This is a genomic window from Pseudomonas sp. GW822-FHT03F04 (assembly GCF_058801405.1).
Genome location: NZ_JBXANF010000015.1, coordinates 64,489 through 85,294 on the forward strand (window position 1 = coordinate 64,489; position 20,806 = coordinate 85,294).

The window sequence follows — 20,806 nt, forward strand, 5'->3', positions numbered from 1 at the left end:
ACCTGTTCCGTTCAGGTGTTGTGGAGCGAGTCATGCAGCGTTTGCCACAGCTCCAGCGTGAGGGACTCGATCACGTCGAAACGATCCTCCAGGCGCACGAGGATCAACGGTGAGTGGGTTGCCTCGAACTTGAGTGCCAGCATCGACAGCGCCCGCCAGTGGTTGATCAGCGTCTGGGTCAAGGTCGTCATCGACCCCTGGCAGTCTGCGCGCTGCAGCGATTGCGCGAGCAAGGTCAGCCCGGGAATCACGTAAAGCACCACAATGTGATCGAACAGTCGGCGTGCGGCCGTTGCGCCAGTCTCCGGCACGTCGCGAAAACGCGACATGCACAGGGCTCGATAAGCCGGGAGGGCACCGCGGTAGGTATCGTTGGTGAGAAATGAACAGGCCTGACGGTACAGACTGGCTCGTACATCGAAGTCGACAGGCTGCCCGGCAGGCTGCATCACGACAAAATGGCCCATGTGGTCGTAGGTTTCGGTGCGTACCCGATCGGTGATTGCCGTCGCGAACGCTTCGATCGGCAGCCAGGCTTCGCAGCCGTGGGGTTCGCGATCGACGATCAGTGAGTCGAAGATCCTTACATGGGTGGCGGCGTCGTTCATGCCGATCACCAGCACCGCATGCAGATAACCCGGTTTACTGCTGTAGACCGGGGCGTAGTCCAGATACGCGGAATTGACCCACACCACGATTCCGGGGTATTCGCCGAGCAGGGCCTGGAGTTGCGCTACCCAGTCTGAAGCAATGGGCACCCGTGTCACCTGGGCACCCAACACCTTGCAGGCGCGAAGACCGACGTCCTCGACGGCGAACGTGTATTCCGGCATACCCCATTCATCCAGGCCGGCGCGCAGGAGGTAACCGTCACCGGCCTCCAGCAACTGCGCCTCGTGGAGCACGGCACCGCTGCGGCCGGACAACTGCGCCAGGCTTCCGGTGAAGCAATTGATGGCCAGGGGGGCGAAGCGCACGACTTCATTCAGGTTCACAGGGCGCCCTCCGTGGCGGGGTGATGATTGACCTGCAGGCGGTTTTCGGCACCTCGTACGGCTTTGGCGATCCGCCAGAAGTAAATGAGCCCGATGGCGAGTTCGAATACCGAACCGATGATCCAGCAGGTCACCAGCGACGAGGGATCATCGCGATTGCCCATGGCGACGTAATAGATCAGCGGGATGCTCATGAACCACATCAGCACCAGCCGCACGATCAGGGAAAACCGGGCCATCCCGATGCTTTCGAGAACAGCGGCGCCGGTCATCGAAAAAGCAAAGGCACCGGAAAACGTCCACAGGACGCGCTGGGTATCGATGGCCAGGTCGATGATTTCCTGGTTATGCCCCAGGTCGCCAAAAGCCTTGAGCAAGACTTGCGGCATCGTCACCTGGACGGTGGAGACCAGCAGGACGTAGATCAACTCAATGACCACGGTCACCCGCACAATCGTCGCCAGCTCGGCATATTGCTGTTTTCCTGCCGCCGTGGCGCACAGGATGCTGCAGCCGATGCCCAGCCCGATGATCGGGATGATGCCCAGGTAGTTGATCGTCAAGTTGACGTTGTTGGCCGCCAGCGCACTGGCGCCCAGTACCGCAACGATCCAGATGAACGCCGTGTTGCCGAGTTGATCCACCCCCGCCGACAACCCGCTGGGTACGCCTCGGCGCAGCCGGAATGCCAGGCGACTCCACAGGTGTTCACTGCGGGCGATGAAGATATTCATCAGCTCGCGCCAGACCTCGCGCGGCAGCATGAGCGCGTAGCAGCCCAGCATGGACAACGTACCGATCAGGGTCCCGATAGCCGCACCGGCCATGCCCATTTCGGGCAGCCCGAACTTTCCGAACACCAGGCCCACGGTAAAGATCGAGTCGACCACCTGACCGACAATGCCGACCATCAGTGTTTCACGGGTGCGTCCCACGCCGTTGAAGAAGGATGACAACGCCGTATTGATCGCCATCACGCCACCGAAAATCGCGGCCCAGAGCATGTACTGCGACTCAAGGCTGACGATTTGCGCGGGACGCGAGCTCAACTGCGGAATCAACGCGATCAGCGGGGCGGCCATGAACAGCACCGCACCGCAGGCCAGTCCGAGGAACAATCCCAGCGCCCCTTCACCCCGGGCTTCTTCGATGCCCGAGCGGCCGTTTGCCTGGGCAACGAAAGAGCGTGAAACCCCGACGGTGCTGCAGAAGAACGCGATGATCGCCATGCTGGTAAAGACCGCCGGCCCCGATGCCGCCAACGTATCCGGTGAGTAATGCGCCAGGCATAACCGGTCGACGAGCATCATCAGCAGGTTGCCGACCATTGTCCCCATCAACGGAAACGAGACGACGGCGATACGTTTGGCCACCGCGGCGTCAAACCAGCGCTGCATGCTCGAACTCCTTTGTCCGTTGGCCGGCCGGCTGATCATCGAGTACCTCGTGCAAGTGAGCAAGCAGGCGGTCGGGGTCGCCGATCTGTGCAAGCAAAGACAGCAGCAGGCGTTCCATGCCGAAGGCTACGCAGGCTGAGTGCATGGCGGGCTCAGGGGGTTGCGGGCCGATTTTGAATGCCTGCGTGAACAGGTCGCGGTGCAGGTTGCGCGATCCGACGCTGACCTGGCGCTGCGGCCAGGGAATCACTGCTTCGAGCTTGACGCCCATCGCCAGTTGAACCTTGCGGGTCACCTGGGCCGACTCACCATAAAAGACATCGCTGGCCCGCTCCACGAAGGTCGATGGCACCAGGCGTCTGATCAGTTCCACGCCACTGTCGAACAACACCTGACACATGTGTTCGACTTGCGACTGCTGACCCAATAGTACGAATTCACGCATGGTGAAACTGGCCAGGCGTGTCGGCTCGTCGAGGACGGGCTCGTATCGGTGGCAATGGCCCAGCGCCGTGAAGCACTTGAGGTCCCAGCGCTCTGTGCTGCCGGCCAGGTGGGAGAATGTGTGATAGCAGGTCGAGGGGCTCAATACCCAGTCGCCCTCGTGATCCTTTTCAGAGTGATCACTGCACGCATGCGGGCTGGCGGTCATCGGGATGCAGGGCAGCTTGTTGAAAAAACCGATCTTCTCCAGCGCCTGTCGCTCGATCAGCGTCGTGCACGAGTGTGCCGTGGCGCTGATATGGCGGCTCATGGTGTTGATCAGTGCCCGGTCCAGAGCCTCGTAGGCCTGGTGGAGGGTGTCGCAAAAACGGTAGCCGATCAGGCCATTGCCGGAAGCGACGACCGAGAGCAGGCGACGAGCCTGTAAATCCTGCAGTGCGAACATGTCGATTATCCCGCTTGGTTCATCATGGCGATCACGCTGTCGACCAGCGCCTCGCGGCTGTCCAGACAAAATGGCTGCAACGCGGCATCGTCGAAGACGAATTGCAGACGGTCTTCGATGGCGACCAGCAGCCGCATCTGATCCAGGGAGTCGAATACGATCATGTCCAGCGGCGATGTCGGGCTGACTTGCTTGGCAGTGGCAAGCGTGTGCAGAACTTCATCGACCACTCGGGTCAGGTCCACGTGAGTCAGGGTTTCCATACGATGAATCCTTCCATGTAAAGCGTGTCCAGGGCGATGGAACGGAACGTCGCGAGTGCGACATCCGGTGACATGATCAAAGGCTGGCCCTTGACGTTGAACGACGTGTTGATGGAGCAGCCATGGCCGCACACCTTGCGAACCTGGGTCAGCAGACGCCAGAAGCTCTCGTTGACGTCCTGGCTGACCACCTGGATCCGCGCACTGCCGTCGGCATGTGCCACACCGCTGACGGCAGCCATGGCGTCTTCCCGAACCCGTGCGGTGCAGAGCATGTAGCGGGTCGGCTGCAGTTTTTTCGACTCGAACAACTGATCGCAATCGATATCCAGAACCGCCGGCGCGAAAGGGCGGAAGGGCTCTCTGAACTTCACCAGACCATTGATCCTGGCCTTGATTTCATGCCCGTTGGCCCGTCCCAGAATGGAACGATTGCCCAGCGCCCTCGGGCCGAACTCCATGCGTCCGTGAAACCAGGCAATGATCTTGTCCTCGGCGATGTCCTGGGCAGCCCGGGCGAAGTATTCATCCGTCAGCCCTTCGTAACGCCATTTCAGGCTGCCATCCGCCGCGGCTTCCTCGAGTTGCCGGCGTATGTGTTCGACACTGTATTCAGGGCCCAGGTACGGGGAAAACCCGCTGTCCATCAGCTCACCCTGTTGCGCCGCCAGATAGAGCGCGGCACCCAGTGCGGTTCCATCATCACCTGACGCCGGTTGCACGAAGGCCCGCTCCACCGATGGCAAGTTGCACAGCCGTTCGTTTGCCTTGCAATTGAGGAATGAACCTCCCGCCAGGCACAGCGATGTTTCACCGGTGCGCTCGAGCCAGAAAGCAACGAGTGACTCCAGAAGCGAGGTGAACACGGTCTGCAAGGCCGCGGCAAAATCGGCGTGCCGGTCACCGAGTGCCTCGTCACTGGCTCGAGGTGCCAGGTTGAACAGCGTCGCCAGAAACTCCATCGCCGCGGGATAACCTTCCTCCGCCCGGCTGAGTGCCTGGGCAGGCCAGCGGATGTTGATCGAGCCGGTTTTCGCATCGAATTGTGCAAGCTGATTGAAGGCTTCCAGGTACGCCGTACCGTTGCCATAGGCTGCCAGCCCCATGACTTTGTACTCGTCGCTGTTGAAGGCGAACCCCAGGAATCGGGTGCAGATGGAGTAGAGCAGGCCAAGGGAATTCTTGATGGGTTGGCCATGCAGTTTCTTGAGCGTGCGGTCTTGTGCCTGGAACACCGTCAATGATTCGACTTCACCCATGCCGTCGGAGACGATGCACAGCGCACGTTCGTAACCGCTGGTGAAGTAGGCCGAAGCCGCGTGAGCAATGTGGTGATCTACGGCTTTGAAACGCGGTGCGACATCCTCCCAGCCGGCTTGCTCCAAAGCCTTGATGACGGATTTTGCACTCAACACCTCATCGAAGGATTCCGCCGACTGGGTGAAAAAGCGCCGGTAGCGGTCATAGTCGAATCCGTGGGCGATCACTTGAACATCACCCGGTTGCAGGTGTGCCGTGCGCAGGCAGTAGTCAATCGCATGAAGGGGCAGTTCACCCGTGCCTTTGTCGCCGGTGAAGCGTTCTTCGGCCGCCGCCGCAATGACTTTCCCGTCAATGATCAGGCAGGCGGCACTGTCCAGGCCCTGACAGATGCGCTCGTCGATTTCCAGCGCTTGAGGGTGAGCGGCGCGATGGGCGCGCTGCGAGTTGGGTAATCCGCTGATTCCGAGAATGATCATGGTTCGATGACCTTGAAAATGGAGATGGCGTTATTGCCGCCAAACCCGAAGGAGTTGTTCTGGATATGCCGTAGCGGGCGCGACAGACCACCCGGTTGGGTGACCAGATCGATCTCGTATTCGAGGCTGTCCGGCTCGATGTGAGTGGGCGGCAACAATTGATGCCGCAGGGACAGGCAGCTCGCCACCGCTCCGATCGCTCCTGCGGTGGCCATCATGTGGCCAACCGTGCCTTTGATCGCGGTCACGGCCGCCGTGGGGTAGGTGTTGGCGAAGATCGTGCTTTCCGTGAGGTCATTGGCGCGGGTTCCGGTGCCATGGGCATAGATTGCGCTGATGTCCCCGGCTTGCAGACCGGCCTGTTGCAGTACCTTTTGGTGGCAGGCGGACACGCCGGCCAGATCCGGGTTGGTCGGATGCGCCGCATCATTGTTGCTCGCGACTGCCAGCAGTTGGGCATAGGGCGTGGACACGACGTCCTTGGCTCGCTGCAACACCACGAAAGCGCCGCCTTCGCTGATGGTGATGTAGCGCCGGTCACGGGAAAAAGGTTTGCATTGCTGTTCGCCCAGTGCGTTCAGGGTGTAGAACCCTGACCAGACTTTCTTTGAAAAGGCATCTCCACCGCCCACCACGGCGGTGTCGACCGCACCGCTGCGCAGCATGCGCAGTGCGAACTCCAGTGCCACGTTCGCTGAGGCACAGGTGTTGTGGAAGCACAGCGCCGGGCCTTGCGAACCGATGGCTCGCGCAACATTGCGGGCAATCGCGTGGCTGGAATAGGTGTTTTGGCGCCAGCCTTCGTCATCGTCTTCCAGATGCCGGTCGAGGATGTCGGCTTCGGCCTCGTTGTTGCCGACGCACACCAGCGCATGGCGCAGCGCAGCGGATCCGGCATCCAGGCCGGCGTCCGCGATCGCCTGCATTGCCGCGTCCACCGCGTACAGCGAAGAGTCGGGCACGTTCGGCCCGGTGACCTCAGGCGCGCGCTGTTTGAGCAGGGCTTTCTGCGGCGTGTCGATACGGCCGGCCATGAAGTTCGGCTTCATCCCTGGATAGACCGCCGCCTGGGCGCTGAAATTGGCCTGGCGATCGATCAGCGCGGTCCAGAACTGTTCGACATCGAGACCAATGGGGGTCACCGCTCCGAGTCCGGAAACGTAGATTGTGTTCAAGGGGTTTTCCTCTTGACGGAAATAGCGTTGTGAATCACCAGCCTCATGCCCTGTTCATCCCAGGCACAGGCATCCCAGGCGAGGAACGAGCCAAAGTGCCGAACGCGTGTTTTCAGATTCAGGGGGGAGGCGGCAACCTCGCGATTCAGATCGATCTGCAGTGCATCAAACCGGGCAAACACGTAGCTGGCCGCCGCGCCACCCGCACGACGCTGCTGCAGCACCAGGGCGAGATTGCCCAGCGCTTCGGTCAGGACCAGCAACGCCGGATCGGCCATTTGCGCCAGGTAGGGGTGCCGTGCAATGACCTGCTGCAGGTCGATGACAGTCTGGGCCTGGGTGCCCTCGTCATTCAGATCGATCTGCTCCGGCAGAAACCAGTACAGCGGTTCACGCGCAGGGCTGACGGGTTGTGTCGATCGACACACCTCATCCATGAACGCCGGTGTCTCGATGAGATCGCCGGCGAGCGTCGAAAACGAACAGCAAAGGCCGGCGTCGCCATTGATCTGCGTGTGCGGCCCCTCGTTCACGTAAGTGACGGCTTGCCCCGGGCGCACGAACGATTTGAACAGCAGCCGTTCGACAACCGTGGAGGAGGGCGCGGGCCGAGTCGGTTGCTGCAGTTCTCTGAGCAGCAACATCAGGCCCGGCACGATCGGGTCGTTTTCGAAGTGCACCTTGAACACGTCAAGGCCTGGGTCAAAGATTTCGGCTCGGGTGCTATTCATGATGGCGCGAAATCACGATGCTGGCGGCGTTGTCCGTCTGGGCCAGCAGCAGAGCGGCATGCTGGCCGGGCTTCAAGACCTGTACGCCCTCCAGGAAGGCCGCGAATACAAATGCCCGGTTGTACTCATTCGCCGTGGTGTCGTCGGCGTTGTCGTCCGGCGGACACTGAGCGGCCAGCAGCGTCCGGCTGCCGCTGTCGAGAAACAGCCGCGCATCGCCGGGTAACGTCTTGAGCGACTGTTGCACGTCCTTTTCAAAGCGGATAACCGCGCTGAATTGATTGCCTTGCTTCAGGGCCAGGTAGCTGACTCCCGAAGACACCCGGGTTGCAGAGGGTGCCTGCCGGGCGATGTCATCGAGTGCTTCGGGGCAATAGGTGTCCCCGACAAACACATGACTTTTTGCCTGATCGTGATCTTGCAGGTGAAGCAGGCCGTGAAGCATGGCCAGCGCCGGTGTGAGTACCCCGGCATTCAGGGTCGCATTGCCACCGCCGATGTGCTGGCTGATGTTGATGAAGGTCGAGGCCGAGCTGGTCGTGGCATAGGGGAACTGCTGAGCCGACAGTGCCTTGTGATCGAGTCTGGCCTGGCGCTGAAAGCGCAGCATGGCTTCCAGGTTGCCGTACTCGGTGCCCACGATGACGGTTTCATTGTGGGTCGCGTCCGTCGGGATCATGTAACGCGCGGCGAGGTAGAAGCAGATTCGACTGAAGGTGTCGCGGAACCGATCGCCTTTGGCATCGACCCATTCATTGAAGTCTTCGGGCAGCAGTTCAGCGTCGCCAGACGCCGACGGTGCAGGCGGATACAGCGCGTAACGCTCGATCGAAAATTCGAGAGTCGCTGGGTTCATGGGATGCTCCGAGCGGAAATGCGCAAACGCATTTCGATAGAGGCGGAGGCATCGCGAATCCGGCCATGGGCCGAGCGCGATGCCGCCGAGGGTCCAGGGTTGAGCCGGCGGACGCTTTGCAGGACCGCCGATTGACGCGTCAGGCCTTGGCGCCCTCGATTTCACGCCACAGCTCGCCAACCGTGCGCGCACGAACCAATGCATCCTCATCCAGCTCTGTGCCGAACTCGCGTTCGACCGACATCACGACATCGATCAGTTTCAGCGAATCAATGCCCAGCGCCTGCAACTCTTGGGACTCATCGATGGGATGGGTGGCATCAAGTTCGGCAACAGTTCTCAGGATTTCTACAAAACGGCTATCAACAGGCATGGTCTGGCTCTCTGGTTTTTGTATGAGTCAAATGCGGGGAACGCTGAAGGTGTCAGGACGCAAGCGCGGCGTGGATGTCGCAGACGAATTCCCGTGTATCGAGGATGGCGGCGTTGAATCCTTCCGCGACCTGGTTCGCTTCGATGGAACCGTCGGCGATCAATTGTTCGATGGATTCGCACGTTGCCTTGGCGTGGGCCTCTTCACCGCTTTCATCCATGTGGATGGTGAAAAACTCGTCGCGGGCGATAACGTTCGGAAATTGCCGGATCAGGGCGTTGTGGATCACGGCGATCTGGAAGTCGGCCTCGGTCTCGACGCCCAGGGCGTAACCCAGCGCAAAGCCCAGGTCTGCGCTGTACCCGGCGATCAGTCGGTCGACGAAACGTTGCGCGGTGTCGGGTCTTTCACCGACGTCGTAACCCAGGCTGCGCACAAAGTTGCTGAACATCGTGGAGTGGCAACTGGGGGTGTTTTCTTCGCGAATGATGCTCTTGATGTAGGCGCGCCAGTTCTCGTTTGTATGAGCTTTCAACGCTGCCGGCAGCACCTTTTTGTTGAAGCCCTGGCTTGAACCCCAGTAATACGGTTGCAGGAACGACTCGAACGCACGGGATGACATCTTTCCGTCCAGCAGCGTCAGGTACATCGGATTTTCGATGTGTTCCAGATCCATGATGCCGTGCTTGAGCAACCGGTTCAGCCAGGGCAGGGTCGAAGGATCGTCTCGCGAGGAAATTCGTTCGTGATAGAGCTGATTGGCCGCTGACCGAGCGGTGCCGGGCGCAATACCCTGCGCTGCGGCCAAGGTTGTTTCCATGGTCGTCATTGCGTTTTACCTTCCTTGCGTCAGTGTTTTCCTGGGTGTGGGGTTGCCGGTTTCAGCTGGCCAACCCACCGTCGAGCGTCAGTGCCGTGCCGGTCAGGTAAGGAGAGTCGAGCGTGGCAATGCAAAAGTGCGCGACGTCAGCGGGCGTGGCCAAGCGCTTGAGCGAAGGCTCTCTGGCCAACAGCGCTTTTTTCTCCTCCGGCAGATGGGCCAGCATTCCACCGTCGACGTAACCTGGCATGACGGTGTAGGCGCGAATGTTGAAACGGCCATAGTCGTGGGCAATGTTCAGGGCCAGGGCATTCAATGCAGCCTTGGAGCAGGAGTAAGGCGCTGCACCGGTTGCTCCACGTACGGCTGCCGTGGAGGAAATGAACTGAAAAATGCCCTTGCGTGCCTTGATGAAGTGGGGGAGCAGGTGGCGGGCTACGCGAGCCGCGCCAAAGACGTTGACATCGAATGCAGCCTGCCAGGCGTCATCATTGAGCGTATGAATCAATCCGTCGCTGGACAGGGCAGGCGCATAGATAACCGCGTCGATCGTCCCGAAGTCCGCGATGACCTGCTGGACGGCCGACCGGACGCTTTCATCGGACGTGACGTCCATGAACAGCCCGCTGGTGTCTGCCGAGCGCTTGGTATTGATGACTTGATAGTTGTTGTTTTCCGCCTCGCGGACAATGGCTGCGCCTATTTCACTGGAACCGCCAACTACCAGAAGATTCTTGTTTTGCATATATAAAGCCATAAATTCAGAGGATTAAAAGGCAACCCTTGCACTGCTGAAACCTAAGTTTCAGGACCTCTTCATCAATATCCGGTTTGATGATTTTCTTGCTGTTCTGTCGAGTGGCTTTCGTCGGCAGTACTTGCACTTTCAACAGTGCAATGAGTTGTAACAATTGGTGTGGCGGAGGGACTATGCAGCAAGCTTAAACGGGCTGTCAAGGATCTTGGATCCAAAAAAATCAACCAATAATGCAAAATAAAAAAATCATATAATGCTAATAAATCCATATAAAACAACGTCTTAAAAAATATGTGCATGAATGGCATGCATAAATGAGTTCTATCGATAGAAAAAATAATTCGACTCTTTGAAAGTATTAAATGAGGGCAGAGCGCCACTATCTGACTGTTGTTGCACTTTATTAGTGCATTGATAAGGGCGCACAAGATCAAGGATTGAAAACTTCACGTTCTTCAACTTTGGTGTGAAGTCATCCGGCCTTTGAGCAGGATTTAATAATTAAATTGAGGTTTTGTTTAAAGTCGGTTAGGTCGTTGTCTTTTAGTCGTCTGACGGGAGAGCACAAGGTGCGTTGTGACAGGTGATCGACAGGTCTGTCCTGCAGAGGATTGCGGAGCAATCAGTCCAGAGAGACTGGATCGTCGGCCCGTTTTTCTCCCGACACGCCTGGCCTAAGGTGGCCTCCAGATATTTATTGGAGGTCACCATGAATCACCCAACCCTGTTTTCTTCGATCCAGATCGGCCCGCATGCCTTGTCCCACCGCGTGGTCATGGCGCCGTTGACGCGCATGCGTTCCGAGCCGGGCGATCTGCCCGGTGCGTTGATGGCTGAATACTATTCGCAGCGTGCCACCGCCGGTGGCCTGATCATTTCCGAAGCCACTGTGGTCTCGACCACCGGCAATGGCTATCTCGGTTCGCCGGGCCTGTACAACGACGCGCAAATTGCTGGCTGGAAAGCCATCACCGATGCGGTTCACGCCAAGGGCGGGCGGATTTTCCTGCAACTGTTTCATGCCGGGCGCCAATCCCACAGCGACATGCAGCCTGACGGCGCTCAACCCGTGGCGCCTTCGGCGGTCGAGTACGATGGCGTGGCCTACACCGCCAGCGGCTGGGTCCCGAGCACACCGCATCGCGCCTTGAGCGAATCGGAAGTGGTGGCGCTGGTCGAGGATTTCCGTCGCGCCTCGGCGCGAGGCCTGGAAGCCGGATTTGATGGCGTGGAAATCCACGGCGCCAACGGTTACCTGATCGACCAGTTTCTGCAGGACGGCAGCAACCGCCGCACCGATGCCTACGGCGGCACGATCGCCAGGCGTGCGCGGTTCCTGATGGACATCACCCGGGCGGTGATTTCGGTCTGGGGTCATGAGCGCGTGGCGGTACGTCTGGGCCCGAGCGGCAATTTCGGCGACATGAAGGACAGCGATCCTGAAGCGCTGTTTGTGTATGTCGCCGAGCAACTGGCCGAGCTGAAACTGGCGTATCTGCACTTGATCGAGCCGCGCGTGCTGGGCAATTCGATCGATGAAAGCAAGGATCAGAACCCGGTGGCGGCGCAGTTGATCCGCCAGCATTACGACGGCGTGATCATCGCGGCGGGCGGTTTCAATGCCGCGTCGGCCGAGCAGATTCTGCAAGCGGGGGATGCCGACCTTGTTGCGTTCGGTCGCGACTTCATCGCCAACCCGGATCTGCCGGAACGCATCCGTCATGACCTGCCGCTCAATGCCTACGACCGTGACACCTTCTACGGTGGCAGCGCGGTCGGGTTTACCGATTATCCGTTTTATCAGCAGAGTGCCTGATCGGTTTCAACTGCTGCGTTGAGGGTAATACCGCCATCGCGGGCAGGCCCGCTTCCACAGACGATTGTGGGAGTGGGCCAGCCCGCGATGGCGTTTTTGTTGGCAAGACGTCTCTTTGCAAATCCCCCGCCCGCATCTACTCTGCCTGAACTCTCCCCACCCCCGAGTACCCCCGCCATGATGGACAGCCTCAGCGGTATCACGGCCTTCATTCAGGTGGCCGAAACCCGCAGCTTCACCGAAGCCGGGCGTCTGCTGGAGATATCCTCGTCGGCCGTCGGCAAAAGCGTGGCACGCATGGAGGAACGCCTCGGTGTGCGGCTGTTTCACCGCAGCACCCGCAGCGTCACCCTGACCACCGAAGGCGAGCTGTTTCTGGACCGCTGCAAACGCATCCTCAGTGAAGTGGAAGCCGCGCAAATGGAGCTGCTGGAGTTGTCCGCCACGCCACGGGGCAAGGTGCGCATCAGCGTGCCGATCCAGAACGTGCTGATCATGCCGGTGCTGGCCGGGTTCATGCGTGCCTACCCGGACATCGAGCTGGATGTGGACATGTCCGACCGCATGGTCGACGTGATCGAGGAGGGTTTCGACGCGGTGATCCGTACCGGCGCACCTCAGGACTCGCGGCTGATGGCGCGCAAGCTCGGTGGCTATCAATTGCAGTTGGTGGCGTCGCCTGCGTACCTGGAGCGCAACGGCGCGCCGACGCACCCGGACGATCTGAGCAAACATGTGTGCCTGCTGCACAAGTTTCCTGCCACGGGGATGATCGAGCGCTGGCCGCTGCGGGTGGGCGACACGCACATCGAACCGAGCCTTTCGCGTGCATTGACCTGCACCACGATGGACCCGCTGACGTACCTGGCGCTGGATGGGGTGGGGATTGCGTGTCTGCCGGACTTTTCAATCCGTGAGCCGTTGGCCGATGGCCGGCTGAAGGTGGTGCTGAAGGACTACACCGACCACACCGGCAACCTGTGGATGCTCTGGCCTGCGTCGAAGCAGACGGCACCGAGGTTGCGGGTGTTGATCGACTTTTTCAAAGACAACATTCTGAAGGTCTGACACTCAGCGTTGCAGGGTCTCGGCAATCGGCGACTTGCTCAGACCGAAACTGAGCATCACGGCCAGCCCGAGCAGACCGACCCCGGCGCCCAGCCACAGCGGCGAAGCGATGCCGGCATGGTCGACCATCAAGCCACCGAACAACGAACCCGAGGCGATCGCTACTTGAAATGTGGTGACCAGCATCGCCGAACTCGCTTCCGGCAGTGTCGGCGATGTCAGTTGCATCCAGCTGCTGACACCCAGCGGAATCGCCCCGTATGCCACGCCCCACAGCAACACCGCCAGCGTCACGCCCAGCCCCTGCAAGTGCGGCAAGGCCAACTGCACGATCACCATCAGCAACACCACCGCGCCCAGGGAAGCACGCAAGTGCGAAGTAATGGTGCCGGCCATGGCAAAGTTCGCCAGCATGCCGACCAGACCGAAGCCCAGCAGGATCGCAGTAATCGCACTCGGCGAGAAACCGGCTTCATGGCCAAGGAACGGCGCGATGTAGGTGTACGCCGCGAAATGCGCCGCCACCACCGTGCCCAGCAACAGCATGCTGCGACGTGCATTACCGCGCGACACATAAGCCAGCAGCGCGCGTACTTTCAGGCCCTCGCTGGAAGGCAGCGAAGGCAAGGTCAGGGCTTGGGCTGCGAGCGCGAGCAGTGCAAGCCCCGCCGTCAGCGCGAGCGACATGCGCCATGAAAACAGGCTGCTGATGAACGTCCCGAATGGCACGCCGAACACCGTCGCCAGGGTAATCCCGGCGAAGATCAACGCCGTGGCCTTCGCTGCGTTCGATACGTTGACCAGTCGCCCGGCCACCGCAATCGCCACAGCCCAGAAGCCGCCCAGTGCAATGCCAACCAATGCGCGTCCAGCCAGCATGATCGCCAGTGATGGCGCCAGCGCCGAGATCAGATTGGCGGCCACCAGCAACAGCGTCAGCAACAGCAACAGATGCCGTCGGTTCATGCGTCCCGCGCCCAGTATGATCGCGGGCGCCGACACCGCCGCGACAACACCCGGCACGGTGACCATCAGCCCCGCAACACCCACGGTGACGTTCAGGCTATCGGCGATCTGCGGCAGGATGCCGACCGGCAGGTATTCCGTGGTGACAAAAGCAAAGGCGCCGAGGGCCACGGAGTACACCGAGAGCCAGGAGGAGGGGACCTCTTGTGTGGCCGTCGCCGTGGTGGGTAATGCCTGTAGATCGTGCATGGGAGAGCTCCACAATAATGAGTGGAGCCATGCTAGGCAGCGCGTGCCTGCGGAAAAACGGGGCACAGTTCCAATCACTGCGGAGCGATTGCTCCACAATCGAATGGCGCTGGCCCCGGCCGTTCAGTTGCGATTCTGGGCGACGATTGCAAAGTTGCCCGGCGCTTTTTCCAGCAACCCCAGGAATCTCACCAGATCGACCGTGCTGCCATCGACCTTCAGGTCTTTCGAAGTGAGCGCATCCTTGATTCCCGCAGTACCACCCAGCAGTTGCACGAACAGGTCTTTGGTGACGGTCAGCGTTGCGTTGGCATTCGCTGCCGGCGGGCCTTTTCGGTAGTGCAGCACGGCGTTCTCGATCCACAGCACGAAGGATTCGCGGGTATCGGTCAGCAGCAGATTGAAGGTCCAGTTCTTGCCGTCGGCGGCCGGCCCGTCGAGGCTCGCGGCCATGGCTTCGAGGAAGCGTTCAGTGGGCGTCTGCTTCATCAGTTCGATCAAGTCCGAACGTCTGACGCCTTTGGTGGGCGGGCCGTTGCGCAGTTCCTGAGCGGCGGTCAGGTAGCTGTTGCGCCAGGTCGCGGACTCCGATTGGTAGCCCAGCTGTTCATAGGTCTGGGCCAGCAGTTCCTTGGCGGCCTTGTCGTCGGGTGCGTCGAGAACGGCCTGATCCAGCAGTTCGGCCACCCAGCGGTATTCGCCTTTGTCATAGGCCACGCGTGCGGCCTCGACCACTTTGGCGTGGCCGCCCATCAATTCGACATAGCGTTTGGCGGATTCCTTGGGCACCAGCGGATTCAAGTGCGCCGGGTTGCCGTCGTAGGCGCCGAGGTACATCTGGTAGATCGCTTTGACGTTGTGTCGCACATCGCCGTAATAACCACGGGTGCCGAAGTACGACGCCAGTGAGTCGGGCAATTGGATTTTGTCGGCGATCTCGTTGGGCGTGTAGCCAGCGTTCATCAGCCGCACGGTCTGATCGTGCATGTATTTATAGACGTCGCGGTGCTTGGTGATGAACTCGCGGATCCGCTCATTGCCCCAGATCGGCCAGTTGTGTTGGCCGAAATAGACTTCTGTGTCGCCGAGTTCGTCGAGGGCGATCTGCGTGTAGTCGGACCAGCGCAGCGCATCGCGAACCTTGGCGCCGCGAATCGGCAGCAGGTTGTGCATGGTCTGCGCCAGCAATTCCGCACCGCCGTAGGCCTTGCGTTCGGGGATCGAGAAGGTCAGCTCGGCCGGGGCTTCGGCGCCCGGTATGTTGTGAAAGACGAAGCTGACGCCGTCGAGTACGAGTTCCTGCATCGGCTGATCGATGATTTGCGTCGGCGCCAGAATGCCGATGCTGCCGTAAGCGACGTTTTTGCCCAGCCCGGTATCCACCATGCCGGTTGCGCCCGGTGTCAGGTTCTTGCCGAACTGATACATCGAACGGCGCGACATTGCCGGCCCGGCCAACACGTTTTCGCTGGTGGCTTCCTCCATGAAACCCACCGGTGCCACTACAGGGATCTTGCGCTCGGCGACTTCCGCGACCGAAGTAATGCCCAGCACTCCGCCGAAATGGTCAGCGTGGTCATGGGTGAAGATGATGGCGGTCACGGGCTTGTCGCCCAATTGTGCGCGGGCGAATGCCAAGGCTGCGGCGGCGGTTTCCTTCGAGGTCAGCGGGTCGACCACGATCCACCCGGTTTGCCCTTCGATCAACGTCATGTTGGCGATGTCGAAGCCGCGCAACTGGTAGATGCCGTCGGTGACTTTGAACAAACCGATCTGGGCGTTGAGCATCGCGTGGCGCCACAGGCTCGGGTTGACGGTGGCAGGGGCCTTGCCTTCGACGAATCTGAACGCATCGAAATCGATCAGCACGGTGCCGTCGGAACCGAGGATCTGCCCGGTCGGCCGGGCGATGAGGCCGCGTTGGGCATCTTCCAAATCCCGGGTGTCATTGAGGTCCAGGCCCTTGATCGTGGCTTCGATCACCGCTGCGGTCGCTGGCGTTGCTTCGCCATTGGCAACGCTCGGTGGTTTGTCACAACCGGCGAGGGATACCAGCGCCAGGGCGATGAGTGTGTGGCAGGTCGATCTCATTCTTGTTGTTCTCCGATGATCAATCAGCAGAGAGTAGGGAGAGGAGGGTGATGTATCCAATGCATTGTTTACATCCAGCCAATGCGTGGCTAGCATCGGCGACATGGATCTCAAACGACTGACACATCTTCTGGCGCTGGCCGATGAACGCCATTTCGGCCGCGCCGCCGAACGCGTGCACCTCAGCCAACCGGCCCTGAGCCGCAGCATTCAAGCGCTGGAGAGCGAAACCGGCCAGCGCCTGTTCGATCGGGACACCGGCGACGTTCGCCCGACGCCGGCCGGGGAGTTCCTGATCGAGCGGGCGCGGCGGCTGCTGTTCGATGCACGCTCGCTGGAACGTGATCTGGCGCTTTACGGTGATGGCCGGCTCGGCAACCTTGCGTTCGGCGTCGGGCCGTTTCCGGCGGCGATGTTGATGCATCAGGTGGTGCCGCGATTGCGCCTGGAACACCCGGCGGTCACGTTGCGTGTCGAGGTGAACAACTGGCAGATTCTTGAATCGAGACTGCGGGGCGAAGAGATCGAGTTCTTTGTCGCGGACATTCGCAACTTCTCGGTGGATTCCGATCTGCTGATCCGTTCGCTGGGCCAGGCTTCGGCGGGGTTCTTTGTCCGGCCGAAACACCCGCTGGCCGGGTGCGCGGTGACGATGAGAGACCTGGAAAAGTACGGCATCGCAACGACGCGCCTGCCGGCCGTGGTGAAGGAAGAGACTGCGCATACCCTGGGCATTTCCACTCGCCAGGCCTTGCCGCTTGCGCTTGAGTGCGACGATGTGGCGTTGCTCAGAACGGTGGCCTGTTCGACCGATACCATCCTCGGCGTGATCCACGGCGCAGTGGCTGAAGACCTGCGCATCGGTAACCTGATCGAACTGCAGGTCGTGGACAGACCCGGGCTGCATTCCGAAATCGGCGTCGTCAGCCTGCCCAACAGAAGCCTGTCACCGACCGCCCGCTGTGTGATCGACGCCATCGTCGACGAGATGGCGCAACTCAATATCTCGACCTGAGCGAGGCTCCGGTCGGCGGCCAAAACGCCAAAGCACAAGACTTCCCGCTCAAAAACCGGATAATGGCGGCCATTCTGTTCAGCTCGCTATTCTGGTAGTCCCCCATGGAAATCAAGGTCAACTTTCTCGACAACCTTCGACTTGAAGCCAAGTTCGACGACTTCACGGTGGTGGCCGACCAACCGATCCGCTACAAGGGCGACGGCTCGGCACCGGGTCCGTTCGACTATTTCCTGGCCTCGTCGGCGCTGTGCGCGGCTTACTTCGTGAAGCTGTATTGCGAAACCCGCAATATCCCGACCGATAACATCCGCCTGTCGCAGAACAACATCGTTGACCCGGAGAACCGCTACAACCAGATCTTCAAGATTCAGGTCGAGTTGCCGGCAGACATCTCCGACAAGGACCGCCAGGGCATCCTGCGCTCCATCGACCGCTGCACGGTCAAGAAAGTGGTGCAGGCCGGCCCTGAGTTCGTGATCGAGGAAGTGGAAAACCTCGACGCCGACGCCCAGGCACTGCTGATGCCGGGCGCGAACTCCAGCGCGAGCACCTACATTCCGGGCAAGGATCTGCCGCTGGAGCAGACCATCGCCAACATGTCGGGCATCCTCGCCGACCTCGGCATGAAGATCGAAATCGCTTCGTGGCGCAACATCGTGCCCAACGTGTGGTCGCTGCACATCCGCGACGCGCACTCACCGATGTGCTTCACCAACGGCAAGGGCTCGACCAAAGAGGGGGCGCTGGCGTCGGCACTGGGCGAGTTCATCGAGCGCCTGAACTGCAACTTCTTCTACAACGATCAGTTCTGGGGCGAAGACATCGCCAATGCGCCGTTCGTGCATTACCCGGACGAGCGCTGGTTCAAGCCGGGCAGCAATGACGAGCTGCCGACCGAGATCCTCGATCCGTACTGCCTGAAGATCTACAACCGCGACGGCGAGCTGCGTGGCTCGCACCTGATCGACACCAACTCCGGCAATGAACAGCGCGGTATCGTTTCCCTGCCATTCGTTCGCCAGTCGGACGGCGAGGTGGTGTATTTCCCGTCGAACCTGATCGAAAACCTGTACCTGAGCAACGGCATGAGCGCCGGCAACACCCTGGCCGAAGCTCAGGTGCAGTGCCTGTCGGAAATCTTCGAGCGCGCCGTGAAGCGCGAAATCATCGAAGGTGAATTTGCATTGCCGGACGTGCCGCAAGAAGTGCTGGCGAAGTACCCGGCGATCATGGCCGGCATTCAGGGCCTGGAAGCCCAGGGCTTCCCGGTGCTGGTGAAGGATGCATCGCTGGGCGGCGAATTCCCGGTGATGTGCGTCACGCTGATGAACCCGCGTACCGGCGGCGTGTTCGCCTCGTTCGGCGCGCATCCGAGCTTCGAAGTCGCGCTGGAACGCAGCCTGACCGAACTGCTGCAGGGCCGCAGCTTCGAAGGCCTGAACGACCTGCCGCAGCCGACCTTCGAAGGTCAGGCGGTCACCGAACCGAACAACTTCGTCGAGCACTTCATCGATTCCAGCGGAGTGGTGTCGTGGCGCTTCTTCAGCGCGCAGGCGGAATACGAGTTTGTCGAGTGGGACTTCACCGGCCAGGGTGAAAACTCCAATGCCGAGGAAGCCGAAACCCTGTTCGGCATCCTCAAGGGCATGGGCAAGGAATCGTACATGGCGGTCTACGAGCACATCGGCGCAACCGCCTGCCGCATCCTGGTGCCGGACTACTCGGAAATCTACCCGGTGGACGACCTGATCTGGGACAACACCAACAAGGCGCTGTTCTTCCGTGAAGACATCCTGAACCTGCATCGCTTGAACGAAGAAGAACTCCAGTCGCTGGTCGAGCGTCTGGTCGAAAGCGAGCTGGATGACTACACCGACATCACCACGCTGATCGGCATCGAATTCGACGACAACACCGTGTGGGGTCAACTGACGATCCTCGAACTGAAACTGCTGATCTGGCTCGCCCTGGGACAAATCGAGGAGGCTAAGGAAGCGGTAGAGATGTTCCTTCAGTACAACGACAACACCGTCGAGCGCGGTCTGTTCTATCAGGCCGTCAACGGGGTGCTGGAGATGCAGCTGGACGAGGATCTGGAGCTGGCCGACTACGAAGCCAACTTCCGCCGCATGTTCGGCAACGAACGGATGGACGCCGCGATCGGCTCGGTGGACGGCAGCGTGCGCTTCTACGGCTTGACGCCGACCAGCATGAAGCTTGAAGGCCTCGACCGTCACCTGCGATTGATCGACAGCTACAAGAAACTGCACGCGGCCCGGGCCAATGTGACGGCTTCGGTTCGCTGACAGCGATGACAACAAAAAAGCACCTTCGGGTGCTTTTTTGTTTTTAAGATGGACGCCTGTCAGAAGGAGCGATGCAATGGATCTGAAGTTCAGTCACGTCGATGTGCTGGTCAACAACCTCGAAGAGGCCTGCGCCTACTACGCGCAAATCCTGAAAGCCAGAATCTCCAGAACCCTCGTCTGGGAACGGGGTGGCCTGCATGTTCGCTACGCGGTTGCGTTGATCGGCCAGGAGCGTTTCATGCTGGTCCAGCCATTGGCGGGCAACCTCAAGGAACTGCTGGACTCGTCGGGGGAGGGGATGATCTACCGTCACTGCTATTCGACCCCGGACATCGAGAAGGCCTACGACGAACTGGTGATCGCCGGCGTGCAGCCCGAAGACGAAAACGGACAGCCCCTGGAGCGCGCCAACCTGCAATCACCGTCTGGCACACGCATCATCTGGCTGCCCAAGCGCTTCGGGCATTTCTCTATCGAGATTCTCGAAGAGCAGGCGCTGGAGGCGTTCATCACATCTGCATTTGCCTGAGTTTTTAAATGGGGACAGATTTATTTTTAAAATAAATCTGTCCCCTTTTGCATAAAATACATGCGTTGTGATGCATCCGATTGCGCGTCTGCTCCGTAAATTCAGCACCCTCATTCGAAGGGTCGAAGAATTCAGGAGACACACCATGCACTCGCTCATCAAACGCATTGCCATCGCCTGCTTCACATTGCTCTGCCTTGGCACGGGATCGAGTTTTGCTGCCGATACCGTGATGGTCGGCGGTGCAGCCATGTACCCGAACAAGACCATCGTTGAAAACGCCGTCAACTCGAAGGATCACACCACGCTCGTTGCTGCGGTCAAGGCGGCCGGGCTGGTCGACACCCTCAACAGCAAGGGGCCGTTCACGGTCTTCGCCCCCACCAATGAGGCCTTCTCCAAATTGCCCGCCGGCACTGTCGATACGCTCGTCAAACCGGAGCACAAGGCCGACCTGACCACGATCCTCACCTATCACGTCGTTGCCGGCACTCACACGGCAAAACAGCTGATGGATGACGCCAAGATGCACGGCGGCAAAGTCATGCTCAAAACTGTTCAGGGCGAATCCCTGACCGTCATGCTGCACGACGGCAAGTTGTGGGTGGTGGACGCCAAAGGCGGGAAGGCTGCGATCACCATTGCGGACGTGATGCAGTCCAATGGCGTGATTCATGTAGTGGATACGGTGTTGATGCCGAAGTAATCCTTTAAAGGGGACAGATTTATTTTTTAAATAAATCTGTCCCCTTTTAGGGGCTTGGA

The 20,806-nt window shown here is 60.0% G+C and carries 19 protein-coding genes; 6 read left to right on the top strand and 13 right to left on the bottom strand.

All coding sequences use genetic code 11. The features are described from left to right. Window positions 1–11: 11 nt before the first annotated feature. The 11 genes from AC1RMX_RS27905 to AC1RMX_RS27955 form a co-directional block, all read right to left on the bottom strand. The gene (locus tag AC1RMX_RS27905; RefSeq protein ID WP_493073702.1) at window positions 12–995 is read right to left on the bottom strand and encodes a cysteine peptidase family C39 domain-containing protein; all 984 of its coding nucleotides are present in this window, start codon (window positions 993–995) and stop codon (window positions 12–14) included. After that, window positions 992–2,392, bottom strand: a complete 1,401-nt coding sequence (locus tag AC1RMX_RS27910; RefSeq protein WP_493073704.1) for an MATE family efflux transporter — start codon at window positions 2,390–2,392, stop codon at window positions 992–994. The genes AC1RMX_RS27905 and AC1RMX_RS27910 overlap by 4 nt, the downstream gene beginning before the upstream one ends. Continuing rightward, window positions 2,376–3,281 (bottom strand): class-II aminoacyl-tRNA synthetase family protein, encoded by a 906-nt coding sequence (locus AC1RMX_RS27915; protein WP_493073705.1) that lies wholly within the window; start codon window positions 3,279–3,281, stop codon window positions 2,376–2,378. Before AC1RMX_RS27915 ends, AC1RMX_RS27910 begins: the two co-directional genes overlap by 17 nt. Before the next feature lie 5 nt (window positions 3,282–3,286). Further along, the gene (locus AC1RMX_RS27920; RefSeq protein WP_096820639.1) at window positions 3,287–3,544 is read right to left on the bottom strand and encodes a phosphopantetheine-binding protein; all 258 of its coding nucleotides are present in this window, start codon (window positions 3,542–3,544) and stop codon (window positions 3,287–3,289) included. Beyond that, a complete protein-coding gene (locus AC1RMX_RS27925; protein ID WP_493073707.1) occupies window positions 3,532–5,283 on the bottom strand; it encodes a carbamoyltransferase family protein in 1,752 nt (583 codons plus the stop codon). Before AC1RMX_RS27925 ends, AC1RMX_RS27920 begins: the two co-directional genes overlap by 13 nt. Beyond that, on the bottom strand, window positions 5,280–6,458 hold the full coding sequence (locus AC1RMX_RS27930) for a beta-ketoacyl synthase N-terminal-like domain-containing protein (RefSeq protein ID WP_096820641.1): 1,179 nt from the start codon (window positions 6,456–6,458) through the stop codon (window positions 5,280–5,282). The genes AC1RMX_RS27925 and AC1RMX_RS27930 overlap by 4 nt, the downstream gene beginning before the upstream one ends. Continuing rightward, on the bottom strand, window positions 6,455–7,147 hold the full coding sequence (locus AC1RMX_RS27935) for a hypothetical protein (RefSeq protein WP_141401780.1): 693 nt from the start codon (window positions 7,145–7,147) through the stop codon (window positions 6,455–6,457). The genes AC1RMX_RS27930 and AC1RMX_RS27935 overlap by 4 nt, the downstream gene beginning before the upstream one ends. A gap of 34 nt (window positions 7,148–7,181) precedes the next feature. Beyond that, window positions 7,182–8,045, bottom strand: a complete 864-nt coding sequence (locus tag AC1RMX_RS27940; protein ID WP_493073709.1) for a hypothetical protein — start codon at window positions 8,043–8,045, stop codon at window positions 7,182–7,184. A gap of 139 nt (window positions 8,046–8,184) precedes the next feature. Next, window positions 8,185–8,418 carry an acyl carrier protein gene (locus AC1RMX_RS27945; RefSeq protein WP_096820644.1) on the bottom strand — a complete coding sequence of 78 codons (234 nt, stop codon included), beginning with the start codon at window positions 8,416–8,418 and terminating at the stop codon, window positions 8,185–8,187. A 52-nt stretch (window positions 8,419–8,470) separates the two neighbouring features. After that, window positions 8,471–9,238, bottom strand: a complete 768-nt coding sequence (locus AC1RMX_RS27950) for a diiron oxygenase (RefSeq protein WP_141401781.1) — start codon at window positions 9,236–9,238, stop codon at window positions 8,471–8,473. A 61-nt stretch (window positions 9,239–9,299) separates the two neighbouring features. Then, on the bottom strand, window positions 9,300–9,983 hold the full coding sequence (locus tag AC1RMX_RS27955; RefSeq protein ID WP_493073712.1) for an SDR family NAD(P)-dependent oxidoreductase: 684 nt from the start codon (window positions 9,981–9,983) through the stop codon (window positions 9,300–9,302). 721 nt (window positions 9,984–10,704) lie between these two features. Between AC1RMX_RS27955 and AC1RMX_RS27960 the strand changes: the two genes are divergently transcribed. Both AC1RMX_RS27960 and AC1RMX_RS27965 read left to right on the top strand, forming a co-directional pair. Beyond that, on the top strand, window positions 10,705–11,811 hold the full coding sequence (locus AC1RMX_RS27960) for an alkene reductase (protein ID WP_096820647.1): 1,107 nt from the start codon (window positions 10,705–10,707) through the stop codon (window positions 11,809–11,811). A 180-nt stretch (window positions 11,812–11,991) separates the two neighbouring features. Then, window positions 11,992–12,879 carry a LysR family transcriptional regulator gene (locus AC1RMX_RS27965; RefSeq protein WP_096820717.1) on the top strand — a complete coding sequence of 296 codons (888 nt, stop codon included), beginning with the start codon at window positions 11,992–11,994 and terminating at the stop codon, window positions 12,877–12,879. A gap of 3 nt (window positions 12,880–12,882) precedes the next feature. Here the strand turns inward: AC1RMX_RS27965 and AC1RMX_RS27970 are convergent, their stop codons facing one another. Together AC1RMX_RS27970 and AC1RMX_RS27975 are read right to left on the bottom strand one after the other, a co-directional pair. After that, window positions 12,883–14,094: an MFS transporter gene (locus tag AC1RMX_RS27970; RefSeq protein ID WP_493073714.1), complete on the bottom strand. Its 1,212-nt coding sequence runs from the start codon at window positions 14,092–14,094 to the stop codon at window positions 12,883–12,885. A 123-nt stretch (window positions 14,095–14,217) separates the two neighbouring features. Further along, entirely contained in the window at window positions 14,218–16,185 is a 1,968-nt protein-coding gene (locus AC1RMX_RS27975; RefSeq protein WP_493073716.1) for an alkyl/aryl-sulfatase, read from the bottom strand. A 103-nt stretch (window positions 16,186–16,288) separates the two neighbouring features. Here AC1RMX_RS27975 and AC1RMX_RS27980 point away from each other — a divergent pair, with 103 nt between their 5' ends. The 4 genes from AC1RMX_RS27980 (at window position 16,289) to AC1RMX_RS27995 (ending at window position 20,747) form a co-directional block, all read left to right on the top strand. Then, the gene (locus tag AC1RMX_RS27980) at window positions 16,289–17,200 is read left to right on the top strand and encodes a LysR family transcriptional regulator (RefSeq protein WP_493073718.1); all 912 of its coding nucleotides are present in this window, start codon (window positions 16,289–16,291) and stop codon (window positions 17,198–17,200) included. A gap of 104 nt (window positions 17,201–17,304) precedes the next feature. Beyond that, window positions 17,305–19,509: an OsmC domain/YcaO domain-containing protein gene (locus AC1RMX_RS27985; protein ID WP_493073719.1), complete on the top strand. Its 2,205-nt coding sequence runs from the start codon at window positions 17,305–17,307 to the stop codon at window positions 19,507–19,509. A 76-nt stretch (window positions 19,510–19,585) separates the two neighbouring features. Continuing rightward, window positions 19,586–20,041: a VOC family protein gene (locus AC1RMX_RS27990; RefSeq protein ID WP_096820652.1), complete on the top strand. Its 456-nt coding sequence runs from the start codon at window positions 19,586–19,588 to the stop codon at window positions 20,039–20,041. Between the two features lie 145 nt (window positions 20,042–20,186). Then, window positions 20,187–20,747: a fasciclin domain-containing protein gene (locus tag AC1RMX_RS27995; RefSeq protein WP_096820653.1), complete on the top strand. Its 561-nt coding sequence runs from the start codon at window positions 20,187–20,189 to the stop codon at window positions 20,745–20,747. The last annotated feature ends 59 nt before the right edge of the window (window positions 20,748–20,806 follow it).

Excerpts from the sequence above, each read along its gene's own strand:
- AC1RMX_RS27990 (WP_096820652.1), top strand. The coding sequence starts at position 19,586 with ATGGATCTGAAGTTCAGTCACGTCGATGTGCTGGTCAACAACCTCGAA.
- AC1RMX_RS27995 (WP_096820653.1), top strand. The coding sequence starts at position 20,187 with ATGCACTCGCTCATCAAACGCATTGCCATCGCCTGCTTCACATTGCTC.
- AC1RMX_RS27915 (WP_493073705.1), bottom strand. The coding sequence starts at position 3,281 with ATGTTCGCACTGCAGGATTTACAGGCTCGTCGCCTGCTCTCGGTCGTC.
- AC1RMX_RS27945 (WP_096820644.1), bottom strand. The coding sequence starts at position 8,418 with ATGCCTGTTGATAGCCGTTTTGTAGAAATCCTGAGAACTGTTGCCGAA.
- AC1RMX_RS27960 (WP_096820647.1), top strand. The coding sequence starts at position 10,705 with ATGAATCACCCAACCCTGTTTTCTTCGATCCAGATCGGCCCGCATGCC.
- AC1RMX_RS27975 (WP_493073716.1), bottom strand. The coding sequence starts at position 16,185 with ATGAGATCGACCTGCCACACACTCATCGCCCTGGCGCTGGTATCCCTC.
- AC1RMX_RS27980 (WP_493073718.1), top strand. The coding sequence starts at position 16,289 with ATGGATCTCAAACGACTGACACATCTTCTGGCGCTGGCCGATGAACGC.
- AC1RMX_RS27950 (WP_141401781.1), bottom strand. The coding sequence starts at position 9,238 with ATGGAAACAACCTTGGCCGCAGCGCAGGGTATTGCGCCCGGCACCGCT.
- AC1RMX_RS27970 (WP_493073714.1), bottom strand. The coding sequence starts at position 14,094 with ATGCACGATCTACAGGCATTACCCACCACGGCGACGGCCACACAAGAG.
- AC1RMX_RS27985 (WP_493073719.1), top strand. The coding sequence starts at position 17,305 with ATGGAAATCAAGGTCAACTTTCTCGACAACCTTCGACTTGAAGCCAAG.
- AC1RMX_RS27925 (WP_493073707.1), bottom strand. The coding sequence starts at position 5,283 with ATGATCATTCTCGGAATCAGCGGATTACCCAACTCGCAGCGCGCCCAT.
- AC1RMX_RS27910 (WP_493073704.1), bottom strand. The coding sequence starts at position 2,392 with ATGCAGCGCTGGTTTGACGCCGCGGTGGCCAAACGTATCGCCGTCGTC.
- AC1RMX_RS27955 (WP_493073712.1), bottom strand. The coding sequence starts at position 9,983 with ATGCAAAACAAGAATCTTCTGGTAGTTGGCGGTTCCAGTGAAATAGGC.
- AC1RMX_RS27965 (WP_096820717.1), top strand. The coding sequence starts at position 11,992 with ATGGACAGCCTCAGCGGTATCACGGCCTTCATTCAGGTGGCCGAAACC.
- AC1RMX_RS27920 (WP_096820639.1), bottom strand. The coding sequence starts at position 3,544 with ATGGAAACCCTGACTCACGTGGACCTGACCCGAGTGGTCGATGAAGTT.
- AC1RMX_RS27940 (WP_493073709.1), bottom strand. The coding sequence starts at position 8,045 with ATGAACCCAGCGACTCTCGAATTTTCGATCGAGCGTTACGCGCTGTAT.